Source organism: Chromobacterium sp. LK1 (assembly GCF_001043555.1).
Lineage (GTDB): Bacteria > Pseudomonadota > Gammaproteobacteria > Burkholderiales > Chromobacteriaceae > Chromobacterium > Chromobacterium aquaticum.
In genome coordinates, this window is the sequence record NZ_LDUI01000041.1 from 81,446 (window position 1) to 100,351 (window position 18,906).

Annotated in this window: 22 protein-coding genes; 5 read left to right on the forward strand and 17 right to left on the reverse strand. The window is 65.6% G+C overall.

The window, feature by feature from the left end; genetic code table 11:
* Positions 1-24 precede the first annotated feature (24 nt).
* Positions 25-348, forward strand: a complete 324-nt coding sequence (locus VI26_RS18385; protein WP_156183955.1) for a hypothetical protein — start codon at positions 25-27, stop codon at positions 346-348.
* A 10-nt stretch (positions 349-358) separates the two neighbouring features.
* Positions 359-670 carry a DUF1484 family protein gene (locus tag VI26_RS18390; RefSeq protein ID WP_048411197.1) on the forward strand — a complete coding sequence of 104 codons (312 nt, stop codon included), beginning with the start codon at positions 359-361 and terminating at the stop codon, positions 668-670.
* A gap of 86 nt (positions 671-756) precedes the next feature.
* Here the strand turns inward: VI26_RS18390 and VI26_RS18395 are convergent, their stop codons facing one another.
* From VI26_RS18395 to gspG, 15 genes are all read right to left on the reverse strand, one after another.
* Entirely contained in the window at positions 757-2,220 is a 1,464-nt protein-coding gene (locus tag VI26_RS18395; protein WP_048411198.1) for a lytic polysaccharide monooxygenase, read from the reverse strand.
* A gap of 122 nt (positions 2,221-2,342) precedes the next feature.
* The gene (locus VI26_RS18400) at positions 2,343-4,625 is read right to left on the reverse strand and encodes an ATP-binding protein (RefSeq protein WP_048411199.1); all 2,283 of its coding nucleotides are present in this window, start codon (positions 4,623-4,625) and stop codon (positions 2,343-2,345) included.
* A 61-nt stretch (positions 4,626-4,686) separates the two neighbouring features.
* Positions 4,687-5,370 (reverse strand): response regulator transcription factor, encoded by a 684-nt coding sequence (locus VI26_RS18405; protein ID WP_048411200.1) that lies wholly within the window; start codon positions 5,368-5,370, stop codon positions 4,687-4,689.
* Between the two features lie 261 nt (positions 5,371-5,631).
* Complete coding sequence (locus VI26_RS18410; protein WP_048411201.1) at positions 5,632-6,090, reverse strand: type II secretion system protein; 459 nt, start codon at positions 6,088-6,090, stop codon at positions 5,632-5,634.
* Positions 6,077-6,463, reverse strand: a complete 387-nt coding sequence (locus VI26_RS18415; protein WP_048411202.1) for a type II secretion system protein — start codon at positions 6,461-6,463, stop codon at positions 6,077-6,079. Before VI26_RS18415 ends, VI26_RS18410 begins: the two co-directional genes overlap by 14 nt.
* Positions 6,438-6,914, reverse strand: a complete 477-nt coding sequence (locus tag VI26_RS18420) for a type II secretion system protein (RefSeq protein ID WP_048411203.1) — start codon at positions 6,912-6,914, stop codon at positions 6,438-6,440. Before VI26_RS18420 ends, VI26_RS18415 begins: the two co-directional genes overlap by 26 nt.
* Before the next feature lie 7 nt (positions 6,915-6,921).
* Entirely contained in the window at positions 6,922-8,754 is a 1,833-nt protein-coding gene (locus VI26_RS18425; protein WP_053074506.1) for a secretin N-terminal domain-containing protein, read from the reverse strand.
* 74 nt (positions 8,755-8,828) lie between these two features.
* Entirely contained in the window at positions 8,829-9,185 is a 357-nt protein-coding gene (locus tag VI26_RS18430) for a hypothetical protein (RefSeq protein ID WP_156183956.1), read from the reverse strand.
* 71 nt (positions 9,186-9,256) lie between these two features.
* Complete coding sequence (locus tag VI26_RS18435; RefSeq protein WP_156183957.1) at positions 9,257-9,871, reverse strand: GspMb/PilO family protein; 615 nt, start codon at positions 9,869-9,871, stop codon at positions 9,257-9,259.
* Positions 9,868-10,395, reverse strand: coding sequence for a hypothetical protein (locus VI26_RS18440; protein WP_048411205.1), 528 nt, complete (start codon positions 10,393-10,395; stop codon positions 9,868-9,870). Before VI26_RS18440 ends, VI26_RS18435 begins: the two co-directional genes overlap by 4 nt.
* The gene (locus VI26_RS18445; RefSeq protein ID WP_156183958.1) at positions 10,383-11,138 is read right to left on the reverse strand and encodes a hypothetical protein; all 756 of its coding nucleotides are present in this window, start codon (positions 11,136-11,138) and stop codon (positions 10,383-10,385) included. The genes VI26_RS18440 and VI26_RS18445 overlap by 13 nt, the downstream gene beginning before the upstream one ends.
* Complete coding sequence (locus VI26_RS18450; protein WP_048411207.1) at positions 11,119-12,699, reverse strand: GspE/PulE family protein; 1,581 nt, start codon at positions 12,697-12,699, stop codon at positions 11,119-11,121. Before VI26_RS18450 ends, VI26_RS18445 begins: the two co-directional genes overlap by 20 nt.
* Positions 12,700-12,708: 9 nt before the next feature.
* Complete coding sequence (locus VI26_RS18455) at positions 12,709-13,899, reverse strand: type II secretion system F family protein (protein ID WP_048411208.1); 1,191 nt, start codon at positions 13,897-13,899, stop codon at positions 12,709-12,711.
* Positions 13,892-14,365, reverse strand: a complete 474-nt coding sequence (locus VI26_RS18460) for a lytic transglycosylase domain-containing protein (RefSeq protein WP_231581052.1) — start codon at positions 14,363-14,365, stop codon at positions 13,892-13,894. The genes VI26_RS18455 and VI26_RS18460 overlap by 8 nt, the downstream gene beginning before the upstream one ends.
* Complete coding sequence (gene gspG, locus VI26_RS18465; RefSeq protein ID WP_048411209.1) at positions 14,343-14,771, reverse strand: type II secretion system major pseudopilin GspG; 429 nt, start codon at positions 14,769-14,771, stop codon at positions 14,343-14,345. Before gspG ends, VI26_RS18460 begins: the two co-directional genes overlap by 23 nt.
* Positions 14,772-15,206: 435 nt before the next feature.
* On the opposite strand from gspG, the gene VI26_RS23385 reads away from it, so the two are divergent.
* The 3 genes from VI26_RS23385 (at position 15,207) to VI26_RS18480 (ending at position 17,056) form a co-directional block, all read left to right on the forward strand.
* Positions 15,207-15,872: a cytochrome b gene (locus VI26_RS23385; RefSeq protein WP_053074508.1), complete on the forward strand. Its 666-nt coding sequence runs from the start codon at positions 15,207-15,209 to the stop codon at positions 15,870-15,872.
* 130 nt (positions 15,873-16,002) lie between these two features.
* Positions 16,003-16,515 (forward strand): superoxide dismutase family protein, encoded by a 513-nt coding sequence (gene sodC, locus VI26_RS18475; protein WP_048411210.1) that lies wholly within the window; start codon positions 16,003-16,005, stop codon positions 16,513-16,515.
* Between the two features lie 88 nt (positions 16,516-16,603).
* A complete protein-coding gene (locus tag VI26_RS18480; RefSeq protein ID WP_048411211.1) occupies positions 16,604-17,056 on the forward strand; it encodes a DUF4442 domain-containing protein in 453 nt (150 codons plus the stop codon).
* A 22-nt stretch (positions 17,057-17,078) separates the two neighbouring features.
* Here VI26_RS18480 and VI26_RS18485 read toward each other — a convergent pair whose 3' ends face one another.
* Positions 17,079-17,507, reverse strand: a complete 429-nt coding sequence (locus tag VI26_RS18485) for a hypothetical protein (RefSeq protein WP_048411235.1) — start codon at positions 17,505-17,507, stop codon at positions 17,079-17,081.
* On the reverse strand, positions 17,504-18,442 hold the full coding sequence (locus tag VI26_RS18490; RefSeq protein WP_048411212.1) for a Nudix family hydrolase: 939 nt from the start codon (positions 18,440-18,442) through the stop codon (positions 17,504-17,506). The genes VI26_RS18485 and VI26_RS18490 overlap by 4 nt, the downstream gene beginning before the upstream one ends.
* Positions 18,443-18,906: the final 464 nt, after the last annotated feature.

Here is an 18,906-nt window from a genome sequence, read left to right on the forward strand (position 1 = left end):
AGGCCTTGCCATAGGAGCCTTCCGATGACGCATCAACCCAGCCGGCGCTACCGCGCCTTAGTGTCCCCCTCACTTCCACTCAAGCTCGTACTCAAGCAATTACGCCGCATGCCCGGCCTCACTTCCGGACGCCTGCACCTGCTGGAACGCCAGTTGCACATCCGCGAGCGCCATCTGCGCGCGGCGCTGAACGATCTGCACAAAGCCCATGACAGCCTGCGCGCGGTGCGGGCGCTGCTGCGCCAGGCCGGTGCCCAACCCTGCCCCTGCGATGTGCTGCACATCACCCTGGAACCGGCGCAGCATTGGCTGCAAAGCGGCCTGAGCGCGCTGGCGACGCGGCATTAAGGAGACGACGATGAAAACGGCTATCCCTATCCCCGGCCGCCATGCGCTGCGGCAATTGGAGCAGGCCTTGCACGCGCTAACGGTGGATCAGAGCGCCGAAGCGCCGCTGGCGCAGGCGCAACAGGCGCGCCGGCAATTGGAGCAGGCGCTGATCGACCACTTGGTGGTGTTGCGCGAGGCCGAGCAGGCCTTGAGTTGCGTGCTGACGCTATTGCTGCGGCATGACGAAGACGGCTTCGCCGGCAAACAGCTGCGCGTGTTGCTGGAACCATTTCAGCAGCAGATGGAAGTGGCCTTGCACGGGCTGGAGGGCTTGCGCTGAGGCCTGAATGAATACCGCCCCGGGGCCTGGACGGCCTCGGGACGGCGGAGACGGAGGCGGCCGCTCAAGCCGCCACCGTCAAGGGCTTACTTGCCTTTGCACTGGGTGTGCATTTCGGCGGAGCCAAGCACGCGCCAAGTACCCCATTGGCCATCAGAACCCGGTTCCTTACCCTGAGTCCACCAGCCATTCATCCATTCCTTACCGTTGTGGCTGACCTTGGTGCATTCCTTGTCATAGATCTTCTTGGCATCCCAAGCCCCTTCCACCGGCGGCGTGCCGCCGTTGTCATTGGCCTTGACCGTCAGCACATGGGTGGCATTCTTGCTGCCCAGCGCATTGCTGGCGGTGGCCTTGAAGGTGTACACGGTGTTCTTGCTCACCTTGGGCGCCGCGAAGTTGAGGGTGGCGGTATTCAATGCCAGGCCATCGATCTTGGGCGACACCGTCCACAGATAGCTCAGATTGGTGCCGGCGGCAGCGCTGGCACGCAAGCTCACGGCTTCGCCCGCCTTGGCTTCGGTCTTGCCGCTGATGCTCACCACGCCCGGCGCGATGTCGTCCACCGGCGGCTTGCCGCCTTCGTCGTGCTGGTCAATCGCGAAGCTCACTTGCTTGTTGCGGCCGAATACCTGGTTTTCGGTGGCGCTGAATTGCGGTGTGATGTCCGAGCCGATCAGCTTGCCCACCTTGACCACGCTGGAACTTTGGTTAGTCTTGCTTGCCAAGGCGTGCATCCATTGCTCCGGCTTTTCCTGGCCGGCCTTCACCACGATGCTGTGCTTTTCCAGGTCGCCGCCACGCACTTTGTCAAACACGCGCAGAGTCATCGTCACGCCGGTCTTGACCTGGCCGCCTTCAAGCGCGCCGCTGGCTTTCCATTCGATATTGTTGGCCACCACGTCCACGTCGGAGCAGGCGTAGAAGGCTTCCGCATTGTCGCTGGGATCACGCTGCCAAACGCTGTACACCACGCGCTTGCCGGTCAGATGCGCCGGAATTTTCACATCCAGCTTGGTGATGCTGTTGTTGGGCGGAAGCGGCAGCGGACCGCTATTACCAATCTCTTCCAGGTCGTCCCAGCGCAGGCCCTTCTTCGGGTCATAGCTGTCCTTGCTGATATAGGTCTTGAAGTAGCTGGAGAAATGACCAGCGGTTTGCTTGTATTCGAATACCGCATTGCCCTGGGCATCCGGGGTCACCGTGGTCACGCGCCCCTTAAAATCAGCCGCGTCCAGCGCTTTCCAGTCTTCCTTGCCTCCGGCGCACAGCAAACCGTCCTTGACGTAGTCTTTGTGGTTGCTCTTCACGCCGCCCTGCACATTGGACATCCAGCTGCTGCTTTGCGATGCGATCTTGCCGCAGCTGGGATAAGTCGGGTTGTTCCACGGGGTGTCGAAGGTAGCGCAGGCGTATTCGCGGCTGGGCGGGTTCACCATGGAGCCATGGGCGGAAGCAGTGGCCGGGGCAAGCACCATCAGGGAAGCGGCGATCTGGCTCAGGGCCAATACCGGCAGCACGATTTTGCCGGTTTTGCGAGATGCGGTCATAGTTCTAAAAACCTCGGTCTAAGGATTAAGTTGCCGCTCATTCCCAAGCCGCAGCGGCTGGTGAACGACTTGCCCGCATTGTTCCAAACCCTGGCCAGACGCCCAATCAATCTCAAAAGAAGCTAAACAGCGCCCGGGAAAGCGCCTTCCTCATCCTCTTCGTCCTGCTGAAGGCAAGCTGGGTGCCTCAGCCTTGGCGCTTGCAATTGGAATTCACTGCCCATCCCGCTCCGGGATTTAACCTCGACACGGCCGCCATGCGCTTGCAGCACGGCCTTGACGAAGGGCAGCCCCAGGCCGACGCCGTCGCGACGCTGTTCGTCCACTTGATAAAACAGCTCGAACAGCCGCGGCAGCGCATGTTCGGGAATGCCTATGCCTTGGTCTATCACACAGATGCCGGCCAACTCGCCCCAGCACGCCAGCCGCACCGTGACCTCGCTGTCCGGCGGCGAGTATTTGATGGCGTTGTCCAGCACATTGACCACCGCGCGCAGCAGCATGTCGTAATGGCCGTTCACCCACAGCGGCTCCGCCGCGTCCGGGCCATGCACGGCGATGCGCTGTTGCCCGGCGCCGGCGCGGATCTGGTCGACGGCCTCTTCAGCCAGGTCCCGCAGCGACACCGGCAGGAAATGTGCCGGATTCAGATGCTCGGCGCGCGACAGCTGCATGAAATCCTGGGCCACGCGCAGGCTGTAATGGACTTGCCGGCGCAGTTCATCGAGGAATTGATCTTGCCGCGGGCCGTCGCCGCCGCCGCGCTGCTCTATCAGCAGCAGGATGGCGGTGAGCGGATTGCGCAGGTCGTGCACCATTTGCCGCAGCGCATGGCGGTCGCTGGACGCTGTCTCCTTGACGCTGGGCAGATCGACCAGGCTGATCAGATTGCTGGCGCGGCCGGCGCACAGCTCCGGGCAGGGGGTGACCAGCAGCATGTGCTCGCCCGGTCCGGCGCGCACATGCTCGATGCTGATGCCACCGCTGCGCTGCGCCTTGGCACGCGCGCCCGCGGTCAGCGCCAGCATCCAGTCCTCGGCCCGCCGCTGTTCACCGTGCTCGCCGAGCAACTTGCGCCCGGCCTGATTGCTGAGCACGATCTTGCCGTCCTGCTCGAAGAAAATGGGGTAAGGCAGCAGATTGAGCACGCTGGCGTAGGAGTCTTGCCAGGCGCGCATTTGCCGCATCAGGCGCTCGATTTCGTCGGCGCCGGTCTCCACGCCGCCGCGCAGCGGCAAGGCCATGCCGGCTTCGCGCAGGCTCAACTGCATGGATGCGCTTTCCTGCCGCAGCAGCGCATGGGTCTTGGCCTGCCAGCGCCAGGCGCAACCGGCGTAAATCAGCAAGCCGCCAATCAAGGGCGAGCTGACCGGCACCCAGGTATGGGCGTACAACAGCAGCAGGATGGACGCCAGCAAGCAGGTGCCCAGCCACAACCAGGCGCGGCCGTGCATGCGCGCCGGCGGCGACAGCAGGCAAACCAGCAGCAGCCCAAGCATGATGGCCAGATTGATCAGCAGCTTGTACGGGGCGGCCACCATGGACACCGGGCCGTACTCCATCAGGGTCTGGATTTGCAGCGCGATGATCTGGCTGCGAGTATAGCCTTCGGCCGCCATTGGTTTGTGACTGGCGCGCAGGCTCTTGAACGGGTCCATCGCCAGGTGGCCGACGACGACGATCTTGTTTTCGAACGCGGACGGCGGCACGGCGCCGTTCAGCACCGCCAGCATCGAGTACTGCTGCAGGCGGTGCTGGGCCGGCAGCACCAGCAGCCAGCCGTCTTCCTGCGGCGAGCAGCGCTGCCATAGTGCAGCCAGGCACCAGACTTGGCGCGCCGGCAGCTCATAGTCGGCCACCCGCAACGCTTCCAGCACGATGTTCGGCAACAGTGCCTTGCCGCGTGGAGCATAGGGCAGGATGCCGGTGGCCACATTGCCATCGCCGATCAGCAGTTCGCGCTGGCCGACACCGGCGGCGGCGGCGGCGATCCGCGCGGGCGCGTCGCCACCGACATAGGCAGGCGCCGCCACCACCACGCGCCCATGGCGCTTGATCGCGTCCAGCAGTTGTTGCAGATGCCTGTTCGCGGTCAGATTAAGGCCGAGTACCACGCTATCGGCCTGCCGCAGTTGCTCCAGCAATGCCGCGTAGCTGGCATTGGCGCGCACGCCCTTCTGCCCCAGCGCGTCCAGCGTCGCCTGGTCGATATTGACCAGCACCACATCGTGCTGGTTGTCTTCGGCTTGCTGGTTGGCCAGCAATTCGAAATACAGCCGGTCCAACGAGCGGAACAAGGCGTCTTGATTGGGCACGGCGAACACCGCCACCAGCAGCGCGAAACCGATGAAGAACAGCGCGTCTTGCGTGCGCCAGCGGCGGAAAAGCAGGCACGACAGCCTCATTGCCGCGTCATGCTCCGAGAGGAAGCTCCGGTCGACGCCGGTCCGCACGGCCGAATCCGCATTAGACCCGCTCCAGGCGGTAGCCGTAGTTATATACGGTGGAGATCACGATGCCGTTGCGCGGCCGCAAGCCCAGCGCCGAGCGCAGATTGCTGACATAGGTGGCCAGGCTGGCGTCGTATTTGCGGTCCGCCAGCCCCCAGATGCGCAGGCTGAGAAAGTCCTTGGTCAGGATGCGGCCCAGATTGCGGAACAGCAGCGTGGCCAGCGCGAACTCACGCGCCGGCAGCATCACTTTTTCACCGTTGAAGCTGACGCTGCGCGCCTCCGGACTGAAGCGGTAGCCGCCGGCCTCGAACTCCGCGTCCGGCTCGCCCAGCCGCTGCTGCTTGCGGAACTGAGCGGCCAGGCGCGCCAGCAATTCACGCTCGCGAATCGGCTTTTGCAGATAGTCGTCGGCGCCACGCTCCAAGGCCTGCACAATGTCCTCTTCGTCGTCGCGCTGGGTCACCATCAGGATGGGCAGGCCCGACGGCAACTTGGCGCGCGCCCATTTGAGCACGTCTATGCCGCTGCGGCCGGGAACCTCCCAGTCCAGCAGCATCGCATTGCAGTTCTGTTCCTGGAAACGGGCGACGAAATGGTCGCCATTGCCGCAGGCGATGGCTTGATGGCCATGCTGTTCCAGCAGCTCGACGAAGCGGGCCACTTGCAGCGGACAGTCTTCTAAAATTGCAACAATCATCGTATTCGGGTGCCTTGAGGGCGGCCTTACGCGGCCGGGATCCTGGCCAGGCCGGTCCCCTTATGCCGCCTGCCCTTTGACGGCTAAGTGCCGCCGGACAACCGCCGTGAGTCGAAAACGAGGACGATTTTTCCGTAACGATGCGCGTGGGGATATAGGATGAGTCCTATTTATTCCATGAAAATGTTCAGTTTTAGTAGCAATTTGGTTTAAATCAAAAAATTATAAATATCATTGACATAAATGATGAATGCCGTCCCGTCAGCGCGTGCTTCCCGCCAGAAAAACCCACTCCTGATAACTGGCCTTGTCGGCGAAATCGCCCAGTTCGGCGGCAAAGCCGCGCCGCTTCAGCGGACTGCCCTCCACCAAGCTGAACACGCCGACGATGCCGCCATCGGTCCCCTTGACCAGGCCCCATTCCGGCTTGCCGCTCATCGGGTCGGCATACAGCCGGCGCAGATGGCGGCGGGTGAAGGACACTCTATCGTCCTTGAGCAGGACCTCCAGGGTCTTGGGATAGGCCGGCGCTGTGCCGCTGCGGTGATAGGATTCGATCGCGCGCTGCAATTGCAGGCCGATATGCAGCAGCTGCGCCTCTTTCTCGCGCTGCAGCTGGCGGGCCCAGGCGCCGGCCGCCGCGCTGAGGGCGACGCCGATGGCCAATACCAGCATCAGCACGCCCAGATAAGCCAGCCCGCGCTGCTTACCAGCTGCCATAGTCACTGCCGTCCAGGCCGGCGCCCTTGGCGCCGCTGCTGACTTCGCCGATGCCGCCGTCTTCCGCCGGCCGGGTTTGCCAGCCGTCGCGCTGGCCCAAGATAGGGTCCAGCGGCAATTCGCGCAGGTAGCGGTTGCTCACCAGGTCCTGCAAGGCGGAAGGATTGGCGCCGTGGTCGGCGCGGTAATCGTCCATGGCCTGGCGCAGCGCCGCCAGATTGTGGCGCAGCACGGTTTCGCGCGCGCGGTCGTTGTTCTTGAAATAACTGGGGCTGACCAAGGCCATCAGCGCGCCGATGATGCTCATCACCACCAATAGTTCGATCAGGGTGAAGCCGCGCGCCGGCCTACCATTGTTGATAGGGAATGCCATTGATGCCCTTTCCGCCGCTCTTGGAACGGATGTCATAGACGTCGCGACCGGCGGAAAACGCCTCCACCGAGCTGTCGTAACTGCGCGTGTCCCAACTCTCGGCCGGGTTTTGCCCCTCGCAGCGCTCGCACATCGGGTCCGCCGGTAGCCGGCGCAGGAAGTAAAGCTTGCCGCCATTGGGATCGCTGCTATCCACCACCCCCTCGACCAGGCTGGCGAGGCTGGGCGGATAGCCGCTCTGCTCCGGCGACACCGTGATTTTCTTGTCCGTCACCGCCTGCCGATAGGCGTCGATGGCGTCGCGGATCTGCCGCAGGCTGTGCCGCAGTTCGCTCTCCTGCGCGCGCCGCCTGGCCAGATCGGCCAGCGGCAGGCTGGCGCTGAGCAGCAGCGCCAGCAGGGTCAGCGCGGCCATCAGTTCGATCAGGGTGAAGCCGGATTGAGACTTCATATCCACCTCAGGGCGCGGCCAGCGGGCTGTCCAGCGCCGGCGCGGCGGATTTGGCTGCTGGCTTGGAGGGGGGCTTGGGCGCGGCGGTGGTCAGCGGCTCCACGCCGAGACGGCTCTCGGTGCCTGAGACGAAGTAGCTGTCGGCGGCGGCCGGCAGTTCCAGCGCCCGCTCGATGCGCGGGGTCAGCAGCAGGATGATTTCGGTGTTTTCGTCGCTGCGCTTCTGGCCGCCGAACAGGCTGCCCAGCCAACCCAGCGTGCTGAGGCCGGGCAGGCCGTTGCTGCTGCGGTCTTGCTGCTGCTTGATCAGGCCAGCCAGCACCTGGGTTTCGCCGTCGCGGGCGGTCATCACGGTTTCGGCGTTGCGGGTGCTCATCGGATAGACAATGCCGCCGCCGGCGGTCTTGACCTCGCCCTTGAGATTGCTGACCTCCATGCTGACCTTGACGCTGACTTCATCGCTGAGGCTGATCCGCGGCTCCACTTGCAGGATCAGGCCGACATCCTGGTAGTTGACCGATTCCGTCACCACGCCGTTGGCATTGGTGGTGGTGACCACCGGTACTTTTTCGCCTATCTTGATGCTGGCTTTTTCCATATTGCGCACCCGTATCTTGGGATTGGCCAGCACCTTGGTCTTGCCCTTCTTTTGCAGCAGATTGACCGCCATCCCCAGGTCGCTGCGGCTGCTGACGCCGATGCGATCGCTGTTCAGATGCAGCAGATCGCCCACCGTCACCTTGTCCGCGCCGTCCTTGCCCAACACCGAAAATCGCAGATCCGGCGGATAGTCGATGCCGACGTCGAGCACATCATTGGTGTTCACTTCCAGCACTTGCACATCCATGGTCACTTCGGACTGGGCGATGTCCAAGCTGGCCACCAGGCGCTCGATCACCGCGATGACCTCCGGCGTGTCGCGCACGATCACCGCATTGGCGCGCTCGTCCAGATGCACGTTCTTGGGCGCGCTGATCTGGCGCATCGCCGCCAGCACATGGCTGGCATTGGCCTGGGCCAGGTAGAAGGTGCGGGTGACCAGTTCCTGGTATTCCCTGGTTTTTTCCGCGCGCGCCGGATAGATCAGCATGCTGTTCTGGCTCAGCACTTTCTTGTCCAGCTGATGGGTGCGCAGCAGCAGGTTGATGGCGTCTTCCGCGGTGGTGTCGCTGGCGATGATGCTGGCCGGGGTGGCGATGGCCACTTCCGGGTCGAACACGAAGTCGATGCCGGCCAGCCGCGAGATCGCGTCGAAGATGCTGGCGATGGGCTGGACCTTGAAATTCAGCGTCACCGGCTGGCGCAGCGCGTCGGCCAGGCGCGGGCGCAGCGTGGTGCGCGCGGCGTCCTGGTGTTGCAATTCCTCGCGCAGCGCTTCCGCCTGCCGATAGCCCGGCTGTTCCTGCAGAATGCGCTTGACCCGCTCCTCGGCCTCGCGCGGTCGTTGCTGCCCCATGGCGGCGGCTTCGTCCAGCTCCGGCTTCAGCCGCAAACGGCGTTGCAGCTGACGCTGCAACTGCCGCGCGCGCATATGATCCGGCACCAGCGCCAGCAAGCGGCTCACTTCCTCCAGCGCGGCCGCGTCGTCGCCGGCCTCCATCTTGGCCTTGGCCGCTTGCAGCGTTTCCTCCGCCAATACCGTGCTCTTGCCGACCACGCTCTTGCGCCGTTCCACATCGCCGGGCTGTTGGCGCAGCGCGGTCTCCGCGACGCGCAATTGTTCTTCCGCGCTGGCGGGCGGCTTGGAGCCGAACATCTTTTTGACTGGCCCGGGCAACGCGCATCCTCCCAGCATCAAGCTGAGTGACACCGCCAGCAGCGTGGGTTTGCAGTGCTTCATTTCATCATCGCCAGATAAATCGCGGCGTCGGGCCGCGGACCGTTGCCGGGTTCCGCCGCGCCGTCGCCGCCGTTTCAGTTAACCAATCGGGATAGTGTTATCGCGTGTTCCCGCCCTTCGGCGTCGAGCAGCACCACGCGGTCCCGCTCCAAGGCCTTGAACAGGTAATGCCCCAGCTTCGCGCCCGGCCGCAGCGCCTTGGGCAGCTTGCAGGCCGCGCACAGCAGATAGCTGTCGCTCTGCCCTTGCAGCACCAGCACCCGCTGTCCCTGCTGACGCCATTCGCCCAGCGCGGTGAACGGCTCCGGGGCCGCCTCCGGCATCGGCACCGGCAAAGGAGTGGCCAGCGCGGGGTTCGGCAGCGCTTGGCCCTGCGTCGAAGCAGCCTGCAGTTGCAGCGACTCCCAGGGCTGGCCGGGAAACAAGTCCACGATCTCCTCCGCCCGCAACGGCGCCGCGCAAGCCAGCGCAAACGCCAGAAGCGAGCCGTAGCACCGCCGCCTCATTGCCCCGCTCCCAACATGCTGAGCCGCATCCGTATGCTCAGCATCACATTGGTGGTTTGCGCGCGTTCCAGCGTCAGCGTCTCCAGGCGCAGCAAGGGCTGTGCCTTCAGCGCGACCAGCGCCGCCATCAGTTCCGGATAGCGCCCGGCGGCGCTGAGTTCTACGCTGACGCGGCGCAGTTTGCCGCCGGCCTCCGGCTCGTCGCGGTAGGCGGCGTCGAACACGATCAGCCCGGCCTGGCTCAGTTGCGCCAGCAAGGCCTGCTTGCGCGGGTTCATGTCCTCGCTCAACTGCGCCCGCAGTTGCTGCGCGCGGGCGGTCGGCTCCGCCGCCGGCAAGGCGCGCGGCGGCGCGCTGAGCCGCTGGCGCCGCTGCTGCAAGTCCTGCTGCTGCGGCCACTGCGCCAGCGCGCCGTAGCCCAACAACAGACCACAGGCCGCCAGCGCCAACTGTCCGCCACGGCCCAAGTGGCACGCCAGCACTTGCCGCTGCCAGCGCAAGCGGCTGCCCCAATGCCGCCACTGCCCGGATTCCGGCTGAACGCGAACCTGCCGCGTGCGCCGCCAGGCCGTGATCAAGGCCGCGGTGACGGTTCGCCAGCGCGCTCTCATCGCAATGTCACCTGTATCGTGGCCAGCGCCGCTCGCCGCGGATCGTCCGCCTTGATGCCCTGCCGCAGCAAGGTGGCCTGGCCGGGACCGCGGTTCAAGGCGCTGAGGAACTGAAAGATCGCGCCGGGATCGGCGGCGCTCAATTCCAGCCGCGCCTGCCGGCCCGCGCCTTCGAGATGCAGCGTCAGCATGCCCAGCCGCGGCGTCCAGGCCTGCTCTATCCCCCGCAGCAGCGCCGGACGCAGCCGACGTCCATCGTCGCCCTGGGCCAGCAGCAGCGCTTCCAGCTTGCGTTCTTCCGGCGTGCGGGCCTGCAAGCGGCGCTGCTCGCGCTCGCGCAGTTGGCGCTGCCGTTCCCGACCCTGCTCCAATACCGTGATCTCCGCTTCCTGCCGTTGCAACTGCCACTGCCGCCAGCCGATGACGGCCAGCAGCGCCAGCAAGACGACGGCGGCGAGGCCGGCCAGCGGCGCGCGCGGTTCCGGCCGGCTGAAGTCCAGCCCGCGGCAATTCAAACCGCGCATGGCAAACGCTCCAGCAAGGGATGGGGGAAGCCGAGCCAGCGCGCCTGAGCGGCCATCGGCTGTTGCGCCGGCCCCAGTGTCGCGGCCCAGCAATAGGCGCCGCCAGGCTCGCGGCCGCATAGCGCTTCCGCCGCCGCCACGCCGTCGATCGCGCTCTGCCCCGGCGCCAGCGCCAGGGTCAGCAATTGCTCCCAGTCGCGCTCGCCGCGCCACAGGCAGGTGACGGCGCCGGCCTCGGCCACCACCAGCGCGCGCCGGTCCTGCGCCAGCGCGCGCTGATAGCGTTGCAGGCTGGACGACAGCAAGTCGCGGCAGCCGGCCAGCCGCCAGCCCGCCGCGCGCACCGCGCCGGCAATCTCACCAAGCAAGGCGGCGTCGGCGGCGCAAGCCAGCCGCGCGGCGCCGTGACGCGGTGGCGTCAGCCTCAGCGCCAGTTCGCCGCCGATGCCGCGCTCGCGCATCAGGCCCAGCGCATAGGCGCGCCACTGCGCTTGCCGCCCGGCCAGACCGTCCTGCCACGGCAGCAGTTGGCTATGCGCCCATGGATAGCCGAGCAGCACATGCACGCGGTTGCGCCAAGCCGGGCGCGCGCGCGCGGCGCCGCCCAGCAGCATGGCCAGCGCCTGCGCCGGCTTGCCGTGGTGGCGGCAGCGCCAGCGCTTGCCTTCACTTGCGACATCCGGCAGCAGGATCGCCTCTTCGGCCTCGATCAGCACGGTTCTTTCATTCCATGGCCACGGCACGGCTGACCTCCTGGTAAGTGGTGAGTCCACGCGCCACCGCCTCATCGGCGGCGGCGCGCATCGATTGATAATCTGCGCACTGCGCCAGCGCCTGTTGACGCTTTTGCGGCGAGCGCTCCAGCAGCGCGCCCTTCATGCTGCTGTCCAGCCGCAGCACTTCCGCCAGCGCGATGCGGCCGTGAAAGCCGCTGCCGCGGCAGACCTCGCAAGCGGCTCCGCCACAGGCCGCGCACAGACGACGCACCAAGCGCTGCGACACCACGCCGTTGAGCGCCTCCAGAAAGGAGGCCGGTTCCACGCCCATGTAGAGGAAGCGGTCGATCACGCTGAAGGCGTCGTTGGCGTGCACCGAGGACAGCACGCGGTGGCCGGTCAGCGCCGACTGCACCGCGATGGCGGCGGTTTCCGCGTCGCGGATCTCCCCCACCAGAATGGTGTCCGGGTCGTGACGCAGGATGGAGCGCAGGCCGCGGGCAAAGCTCAGGCCCTTCTTTTCATTCACCGGAATCTGCAGAATGCCGGCCATTTCGTACTCCACCGGGTCTTCGATGGTGATGATCTTTTCCTCGCCGGTATTGATCTCCGCCAGCGTGCCGTACAAGGTGGTGGACTTGCCGCTGCCGGTGGGACCGGTGATCAGGGTCAGGCCATAGGGCAGTTGCGCCAGCGCACGGATGCGGCGCGCGGTTTCGCCGGGAAAGCCCAGGGTGTCCAGGTTGAGGCTGTCGCCGCGCTGGGATTTGTCCAGCAGCCGCAACACCGCGTTTTCGCCATGAGCGCCCGGCATGATGGAGACGCGGAAATCCACTTCGCGGCCTTGCAGCGCCACTTTGAAGCGGCCATCCTGCGGCACGCGCTTTTCCGCGATGTCCAGGCTGGACAGCACTTTCAGCCGCGACATCGCCTGGCTGGCCACCAATTGCCCCGGCACCTGCCGGATGGACTGCATCACGCCGTCGATGCGGTAGCGGATATGCAGACCAGCGACGCTGGACTCCAGGTGGATGTCGCTGGCGCGGCTTTGCAGGCCGTCGTACAAGGTCATGTTGACCAGGCGGATCACCGGGCTTTCATCCTTGGCCAGGCTGCTCAGCGAGATCGACTCCACCGCCTTGGCCAGGCTGTCCTCGGCCAGGTCCACCGCAGCGCCGTCCATCACCCGCTCGTTGGCCTCCGCCTGTTTCAGCCAGGCGTCGACGACGCCGGGCAGGCAGATGGCGAAGCGGTGGCCGGCGCCGAGCAAGCAGTTTTGCAGCCGCAACCGCGCGTCCAGATGCAAGGGCTCGGCCATGGCCAGATAGAGCCGCCCCTGCCATTCCAGCGGCGCCACGCGACAGGACAGGGCCTCGGCCAACGGCAGCAGGTCGAAACGCGGCGCCGCCTCGCGCAGTTGGCCACCGCTCAGCGCGCTCAGCCCCAGCAGCCTGGCCGCCAGCGGCAGGCTGTCCGGTTCGCGCTCCAGTTGCCGGTCCAGCAGTTCGGCCAGCGAGAGGTCTTGCTCGCCGCTCTCGCGCCGCCATTGCCAGGCGGTGGGTACGGCGACATCCAGTAATTGTTCCATCGGTATTCCTCAGCCCATGCCGCCGGCCAGTTCGAAAATCGGCATGTACAACAGGGTGACGATCAGGCCGACCAGGCCGCCGACCGCCAACATCAAAATCGGTTCGAACACTTTGCTGAACACTTCTATCGCCTGGTCCAGCGTGCCATCGTGAAAGTGGGCGATGCGCTCGCACATCCCGCCCAGGTCTCCGCTCTGCTCGCCCACGCGCAGCAGCCGCTCGGCCACCGCCGTGGTCAGGCCATGGCGCGCCAGCGTCGCCGCTACCGGCTTGCCGGCGCGCAGCTCTTCCAGCGCGCGGCTCAGCCGCTGCCCATGCGCCGCCGGCAGCAGCCGCCCGGACAGCTCGAAGGCCTGCAGCGCCGGCGTGCCGCCGTCGATCAGCAAGCCGGCGCTGCGGTAGAAGCGCGCCAGCACGAACAATTGGGCGACATCGCGCAGCTTGGGCAGCGTCCACAACCGCGCCAGCAGCGCGCGACGGACCCGGCTCGCGCGCAGCGTCGCCGCCACCGCGAGCAGGCCTCCGGCCAGGCCCGCGCCCAACAAGCCGCCGTGGCTCTGCACCAGCCGCGCCCACCACAGCATGGCGGCCGCGGTGGCCGGCAGTTCGCGCAGCGATTCGAACACCACGGCGAAGCGGGGGATCACGAAGAACAGCATGAACAGCAGGATGCCGCCGCCCACGCTCAGCACCACCGCCGGATAGACCAGCGCGCCGGTCACCCGCTTGCGCAGCGTGGCGACGCGTTGTTCGTAGTACTGGTAGCGCTTCAACGCCGCCGGCAATTGGCCGCTGCCTTCCGACGAGGCCACGGTGGCCACCAGCAGCTCCGGGAACACCGCCGGCTGCGCCTGCATCGCCCGCGACAACGGCTGCCCCTGGTATAGGGTCTGCAGCAATTGTTCCAACACCCCTTGCAGCGGCCTATTGCCCTGCCCGGCCTTGTCGCGCAGCGCTTCCAGCGCCTCGATCAGCACCAGGCCGGCCTCCAGCAGCGCCGACAGCTCCTGCAACAGCAGGCCGAGCGCCGCGCCGTTCAGGCGCAGCCCGTCGCGCCGGGCGCCGGCAACGCGCGCCACTTCCAGCAGCATGCCCTCGTCCGCGCCCACTTGGGCCCGCGCGGCCGCTTCGCTGTCCGCCTGCACCAGGCGCAGCCGCACCGCCCCCTGCCGCAACGTGCTGATCCGGTATTCAGCCATCTCGGCGACGTTCCGCGCGCAGTTGCAAGTATTCGCGCCACACCTTGTCCACATAGCGCTGGCGCGCCGTCTCGCGCGCCGCCGCGCCGCCGGCGTTGTAAGCGCCCACCGCGCGCCAGGTATAGCCATAGCGCAGGATGAAGCCGGACAGTATCGACGCGCCCACCTGTATGCTCAGGCAGGGATCGTCCAGCAGCCGTTGGCGCGTGATGCCGCGCTGGCTCAAGGCCGGTAGATGCTGGCTGTTGATTTGCATCAGGCCGATATCGTGGCTGCCGTTCTTGTTGTAATTGATCGCGCGCGGGTTCAACGAGGACTCCACCTTGGCGATCGAATACAGCAGCAGCGGATCCACCTGATGGCGCGCGCCGGCGGCGCGCCAGCAGTTGACCTCGGCCTGCGCGCCGCCCGACAGCGCGGCAAGCGCCGCCAGCAGCAGCGCCTTACAGCGCGTGCACCAGTTCACCCTTGCCTCCCGCTCGCCCTTCCTCGCCCAGGGACAGGATTTCCGCCTCGGCCTCGCGGCCCGGCACTTGCAATTGATACGGCCGGCCCCAGGCATCCAGCGGCACATCCTGCGCCAGATAAGGGCCATGCCAGCCGGCCACGCCCGGCGGCGCTTTCACCAGCGCGTCCAGACCCTGTTCCGAACTGGGATAGCTGCCGACATCCAGCCGGTATTGCACCAGCGCATCGCCCAGGGTTCTCATCTGCGCCTGGGTGGCCTTAACCTTGGCCTTGTCCACTTGGGAAAACAGCTTGGGACCGACATAGCCGGCCAATAAGGCAATAATCAGCAGCACCACCAATAATTCCAGCAGCGTGAATCCGCCTTGCCTAGCTCGTCGCCATTGAGCGCTGATCATCGTCATAAAATTACTCTTCCAGAAATAAGGCCACGCTTCAGGGCGGGCGCTTGAGAATATCGGTCCGGTCCGCGCCAGGACGCGCCATCCGCTTACCGCTTTCGGCAGGGAAGCGCTCCGCTGCCGCGGCAAAGCCAAGCTTGATCAAGGACCTGGGCTTTTCTCTGCCCGGCCATGCTCACACAGCCGTTCAGCCATTCTCAATATTTCTAAAAGGAATCTAAATTCGGGAAACTCAGGACAATGAGATAATAATTTAAAATTAACTGAATAGAAGATTCATATAAAAACTAGCCAGATATAAACATGGGATTGACTGGATTTAGAATGACTTAAGAAAGCTGGCCTCCTGGCCATGCAAGCGTTTGAATGGCGCTTTTTAAATCCAGCCCCGCCGCGGAGGATATGTCCAACGCGGCCGGGCTTCATTGGAGAAGCGTCATGCACCCTTCCGCCCCGGCGTCCCGCAGCCAAGGCTACCCGCGTCTGCAAATTCTGTTTCACTGGCTGAGCGTGCTGCTGATGGCCAGCCTGGCGCTGGCCGGTGGGCTACGCGACCTTCTGGTCAGTCACACCGCCATCGACATGCGCAGCGTGATGGTCGTGCACATCGGCTGTGGCATGGCCCTGCTCTCGCTCACGCTATTGCGCGCCGCCACGCGGCTGGCCGGTCCGGCGCTGCCGCCGCTGGCTGGCAGCAGCCGCGCGCAGCGCGCTTGCGCCCACGCCGCTCATCTGGCGATCTACGGCTTCATCCTGGGTTCATGCTTTTTGGGCTGGATCATCGTCAACGCCAAGGGCCTGAGAATCCCGGTGCCCTTGCTCGGCATCTACTTTCCGCGCCTGGTCGAGGCAGATCCGGCTCTGGTCGTCAGCGCGGTGCGGCTGCACGAATGGCTGGGCTGGATCTTCTATGGCCTGCTCGCCGTCCACGTCTCCGCCGCCATTTGGCACCATGCCGTGCTGAAGGACGACACGCTGCGGCGCATGAGCTGGCGGCGGCCGGCTTCGGTTCCGACTCCTGCCGTGGCCGACTGCCACCGCTGTTCGCAGGATACCGAAGCGCAGAATCAAGAGTTGCCGCCCACGGATCGGCTGGCCTCCTAGAGCTTGTTCAAAGTCTCGCGAGCGTGATCCGGCGCTGGGCGAGAACCGACCGATCAGCCAGGCCGTCCAAGGAGCGGGGAATGGCACAATCGCCATAGCTTTCCCCCGCTCTCACCAGGAGATTCTGCCCATGTCGCGTACTCTACTCACCCTGCTGTGCTGTCTGCCCGCGCTGGCGCTGGCCCAAACCGTGGAACTGTCCTTTGTCGACGCCAAGGGCGATGCTGGCCCCGCCGGCAGCGTCCAGATAGAAGACACGCCCTATGGCGCCTTGCTGACGCCCAATCTGGCAAAGCTGCCGCCGGGCGTGCATGGCTTCCACGTGCATGAGAAGGCGTCCTGCGCGCCATCCGTCGGCGCCAATGGGGCCATCACGCCAGCCGGCGCCGCCGGCGGCCACTGGGACCCGGACAAGACCGGCGCGCACGCCGGCCCCTATGGCCAAGGCCATAAGGGCGACCTGCCGGCGCTATACGTGGGCGCCGACGGCAAGGCGACCTACCCGGTGCTGGCGCCACGGCTGAAGGCCGCCGACTTCGCTGGCCATGCGCTGATGGTGCATGCCGGCGGCGACAATCACAGCGACCATCCGCTGCCGCTGGGCGGCGGCGGCGCGCGCGTGGCTTGCGGCGTGGTCAAATAAACCCGCCCGCGACAAACCGGACCGGCGCGATTGACAGCGCCGGTTTTTTTATCGACGATGACAGAATTCAAACGACCGTTTTAACGCGATGAAACCACCCGCCTGGCTGTTCCGATTTCTGCTCAATCTATGGCCGCCCTTCCTGGGTGCCGGCATCCGCGTCAAGCGGCTGGCAGCCGACTTCAGCGACATCGAGGTGCAGTTGAAACTGAGCTTCGGCAATCGCAACTACGTCGGCACCCATTTCGGCGGCAGCCTGTACGCGATGACCGATCCCTTCTTCATGCTGATGCTGATGCATCAGTTGGGGCGGGACTACTATGTGTGGGACAAAAGCGGCAGCATCGACTATCTGAAACCGGGACGCGGCACGGTGCGCGCGCATTTCCGGCTGACGCCGGAAACGCTGGACGAAGTCAGACGCCACACCGCGCACGGCGACAAGTATTTGCCTCAGCTACTGGTGGACGTGGTGGATCAGCAGGGCGAGGTGGTGGCCCGGGTGCACAAGACGCTCTACGTCAAGCGCAAGAAAAGATGAGGCGGCGCGCCGCCCCCGTGGTTCAGCGCGCGGAGAACGGCAGCAGATAGCGCTTGCCGTCCAGGCTCAGCGTCGCCAGCCAGTCACGGCTGCCGCTGACGCACAGCGGCAGCGTCACCGTCGCCTTCCAATCGGCGCCGTCGCGCACGAAGGTGTAGCGATTGAAACCCATGTCCATGTCGGCCATATTGAACTCCACCTGCGGCGTCTCGCGCGCGACGACGCCTTGCAGGCGGATTTCGAACGGCTTGCCGTGCACCGGCGCCGACACGAAACGCCAAGCGCCGCCGCCGGGCAGCGCGCAGGACAGTTGGCCGGCGCCGCAAGCCAAGGGCTGCGGCTTGACCGGCTGCCGCTGGCCATACCAGTAATAAATCAGACCGAACTTGACGCCAGCCAGCAGTAGCAAGGCACCGCCCAGCGCCAGCCATTTCCGTTGCTTGGCCGTCATCGCCATGCCCCCCGCATCAACGCCACCCCATGCGCGCCGTGACAACGGGCGGCGTCCAAATCCTCCAAACTCATGCCGCCCAAGGCGTACACTGGCGTCGGCGCGCCGGCGGCCAGGCAGGCCCGGAACCCATCCCATCCCAGCGCCGCCGCGCCGGGATGGCTGGCGGTGGCGGCGACATGGCCGAGCAAGGCGTAATCCAGGCCCAGTTCGCCTATACGCGCCACTTGCGCCGCGTCATGCGCCGAAGCGCCAACCCAGGCAAAGTCCGGGCGTTCGTTCAACGAGGCCAGTCGCGCGGCGTTCAGATGCACGCCATCCACCGGCCACTCCGCCGCCCAGACCGGGTCGGCGTTGAGCAGCAGCTTGCCACCGCGGCCATGGACGATGGCAGCCGCCTTGGCGACGAAATCAGCGAGCTCGGCGCGCGCCATCTGTGGTTCGCGCACCTGCACCATGCCCCAGGCCGGCCCCTGTTCCAGCCGACGCAACTGCGCATCGACGCCGATTTCATGCGCGCAAGTGATCGCATAAGCCGCCGGCAATTCCAGCGATTTGAGAATGGGTCCGTTGGCCGGCAGCATGGGCTGCACCGTGCAAGCGCCCGGCGTCTGCCAGGCGAAGCTTTGGCCTTCCCGCGATTGAGGCTCGCCGCGCCAGGACCAGACACGGAAGAAATGCAGCCGCACCGAGGCGTGTTCATAATGGTGGACCTTAGTCAGCCACGGCGTCGCGGCCAGCATTTCAATGCCCATTTCCTCGTGCAGCTCGCGCGCCAGCGCCTGCTCGCCGCTTTCGCCCGGCTCCACCTTGCCGCCGGGGAACTCCCAGTAACCGGCATAGGGCTTGCCTTCCGGCCGGCTGCCCAGCATGAAACTGCCATCCGGCCGCATCAGCGCGCCGGCCACTACCTCGATGATCTTGCTATCGCTCATTGCTTGGTCTTGCCCGGTGAATATCGTTCCGGCTCTCGACGGCCGGCAGCGCATTCTACCGCAAGCGCCCCCCGGCAATAAGGGCGCCGCGGCGCCCTTATTGACTCAAATAACTGTATTAGAGCCTGTTTACGATCTCGCGAGCTAAGGCGAGCCTTTGAACAGGCTCTTAGAGCCTGTTCAAAGTCTCGCGAGCAAGAGCGAGACAAGGCGAAAACGAGCGAAAAAGCGGAATGTACAGGTGGTACATGAGCACTGGGCGTGGTTTCAACGCCCATGTCTATCCATCCCGCCGACGCGCAGCAGACTTTGAACAGGCTCTTAAGGCGTCGGCGGTCGCCGTTGCGCCCAGGGCTGGGCCTGTTCCAGCTGGCGCGCCAGCCGCAGCAGCGTCAGCTCATCGCCGCAACGGGCGACGAATTGCACGCCTATCGGCAGGCCGGCGGCGTTCCAGTGCAGCGGCA

Coding starts and splice junctions, on each gene's coding strand:
- VI26_RS18385 (WP_156183955.1), top strand. CDS start 25: ATGACGCATCAACCCAGCCGGCGCTACCGCGCCTTAGTGTCCCCCTCA.
- VI26_RS18390 (WP_048411197.1), top strand. CDS start 359: ATGAAAACGGCTATCCCTATCCCCGGCCGCCATGCGCTGCGGCAATTG.
- VI26_RS18395 (WP_048411198.1), bottom strand. CDS start 2,220: ATGACCGCATCTCGCAAAACCGGCAAAATCGTGCTGCCGGTATTGGCC.
- VI26_RS18400 (WP_048411199.1), bottom strand. CDS start 4,625: ATGAGGCTGTCGTGCCTGCTTTTCCGCCGCTGGCGCACGCAAGACGCG.
- VI26_RS18405 (WP_048411200.1), bottom strand. CDS start 5,370: ATGATTGTTGCAATTTTAGAAGACTGTCCGCTGCAAGTGGCCCGCTTC.
- VI26_RS18410 (WP_048411201.1), bottom strand. CDS start 6,090: ATGGCAGCTGGTAAGCAGCGCGGGCTGGCTTATCTGGGCGTGCTGATG.
- VI26_RS18415 (WP_048411202.1), bottom strand. CDS start 6,463: ATGGCATTCCCTATCAACAATGGTAGGCCGGCGCGCGGCTTCACCCTG.
- VI26_RS18420 (WP_048411203.1), bottom strand. CDS start 6,914: ATGAAGTCTCAATCCGGCTTCACCCTGATCGAACTGATGGCCGCGCTG.
- VI26_RS18425 (WP_053074506.1), bottom strand. CDS start 8,754: ATGAAGCACTGCAAACCCACGCTGCTGGCGGTGTCACTCAGCTTGATG.
- VI26_RS18435 (WP_156183957.1), bottom strand. CDS start 9,871: ATGAGAGCGCGCTGGCGAACCGTCACCGCGGCCTTGATCACGGCCTGG.
- VI26_RS18440 (WP_048411205.1), bottom strand. CDS start 10,395: ATGCGCGGTTTGAATTGCCGCGGGCTGGACTTCAGCCGGCCGGAACCG.
- VI26_RS18450 (WP_048411207.1), bottom strand. CDS start 12,699: ATGGAACAATTACTGGATGTCGCCGTACCCACCGCCTGGCAATGGCGG.
- VI26_RS18455 (WP_048411208.1), bottom strand. CDS start 13,899: ATGGCTGAATACCGGATCAGCACGTTGCGGCAGGGGGCGGTGCGGCTG.
- gspG (WP_048411209.1), bottom strand. CDS start 14,771: ATGACGATGATCAGCGCTCAATGGCGACGAGCTAGGCAAGGCGGATTC.
- VI26_RS23385 (WP_053074508.1), top strand. CDS start 15,207: ATGCACCCTTCCGCCCCGGCGTCCCGCAGCCAAGGCTACCCGCGTCTG.
- sodC (WP_048411210.1), top strand. CDS start 16,003: ATGTCGCGTACTCTACTCACCCTGCTGTGCTGTCTGCCCGCGCTGGCG.
- VI26_RS18480 (WP_048411211.1), top strand. CDS start 16,604: ATGAAACCACCCGCCTGGCTGTTCCGATTTCTGCTCAATCTATGGCCG.
- VI26_RS18485 (WP_048411235.1), bottom strand. CDS start 17,507: ATGACGGCCAAGCAACGGAAATGGCTGGCGCTGGGCGGTGCCTTGCTA.
- VI26_RS18490 (WP_048411212.1), bottom strand. CDS start 18,442: ATGAGCGATAGCAAGATCATCGAGGTAGTGGCCGGCGCGCTGATGCGG.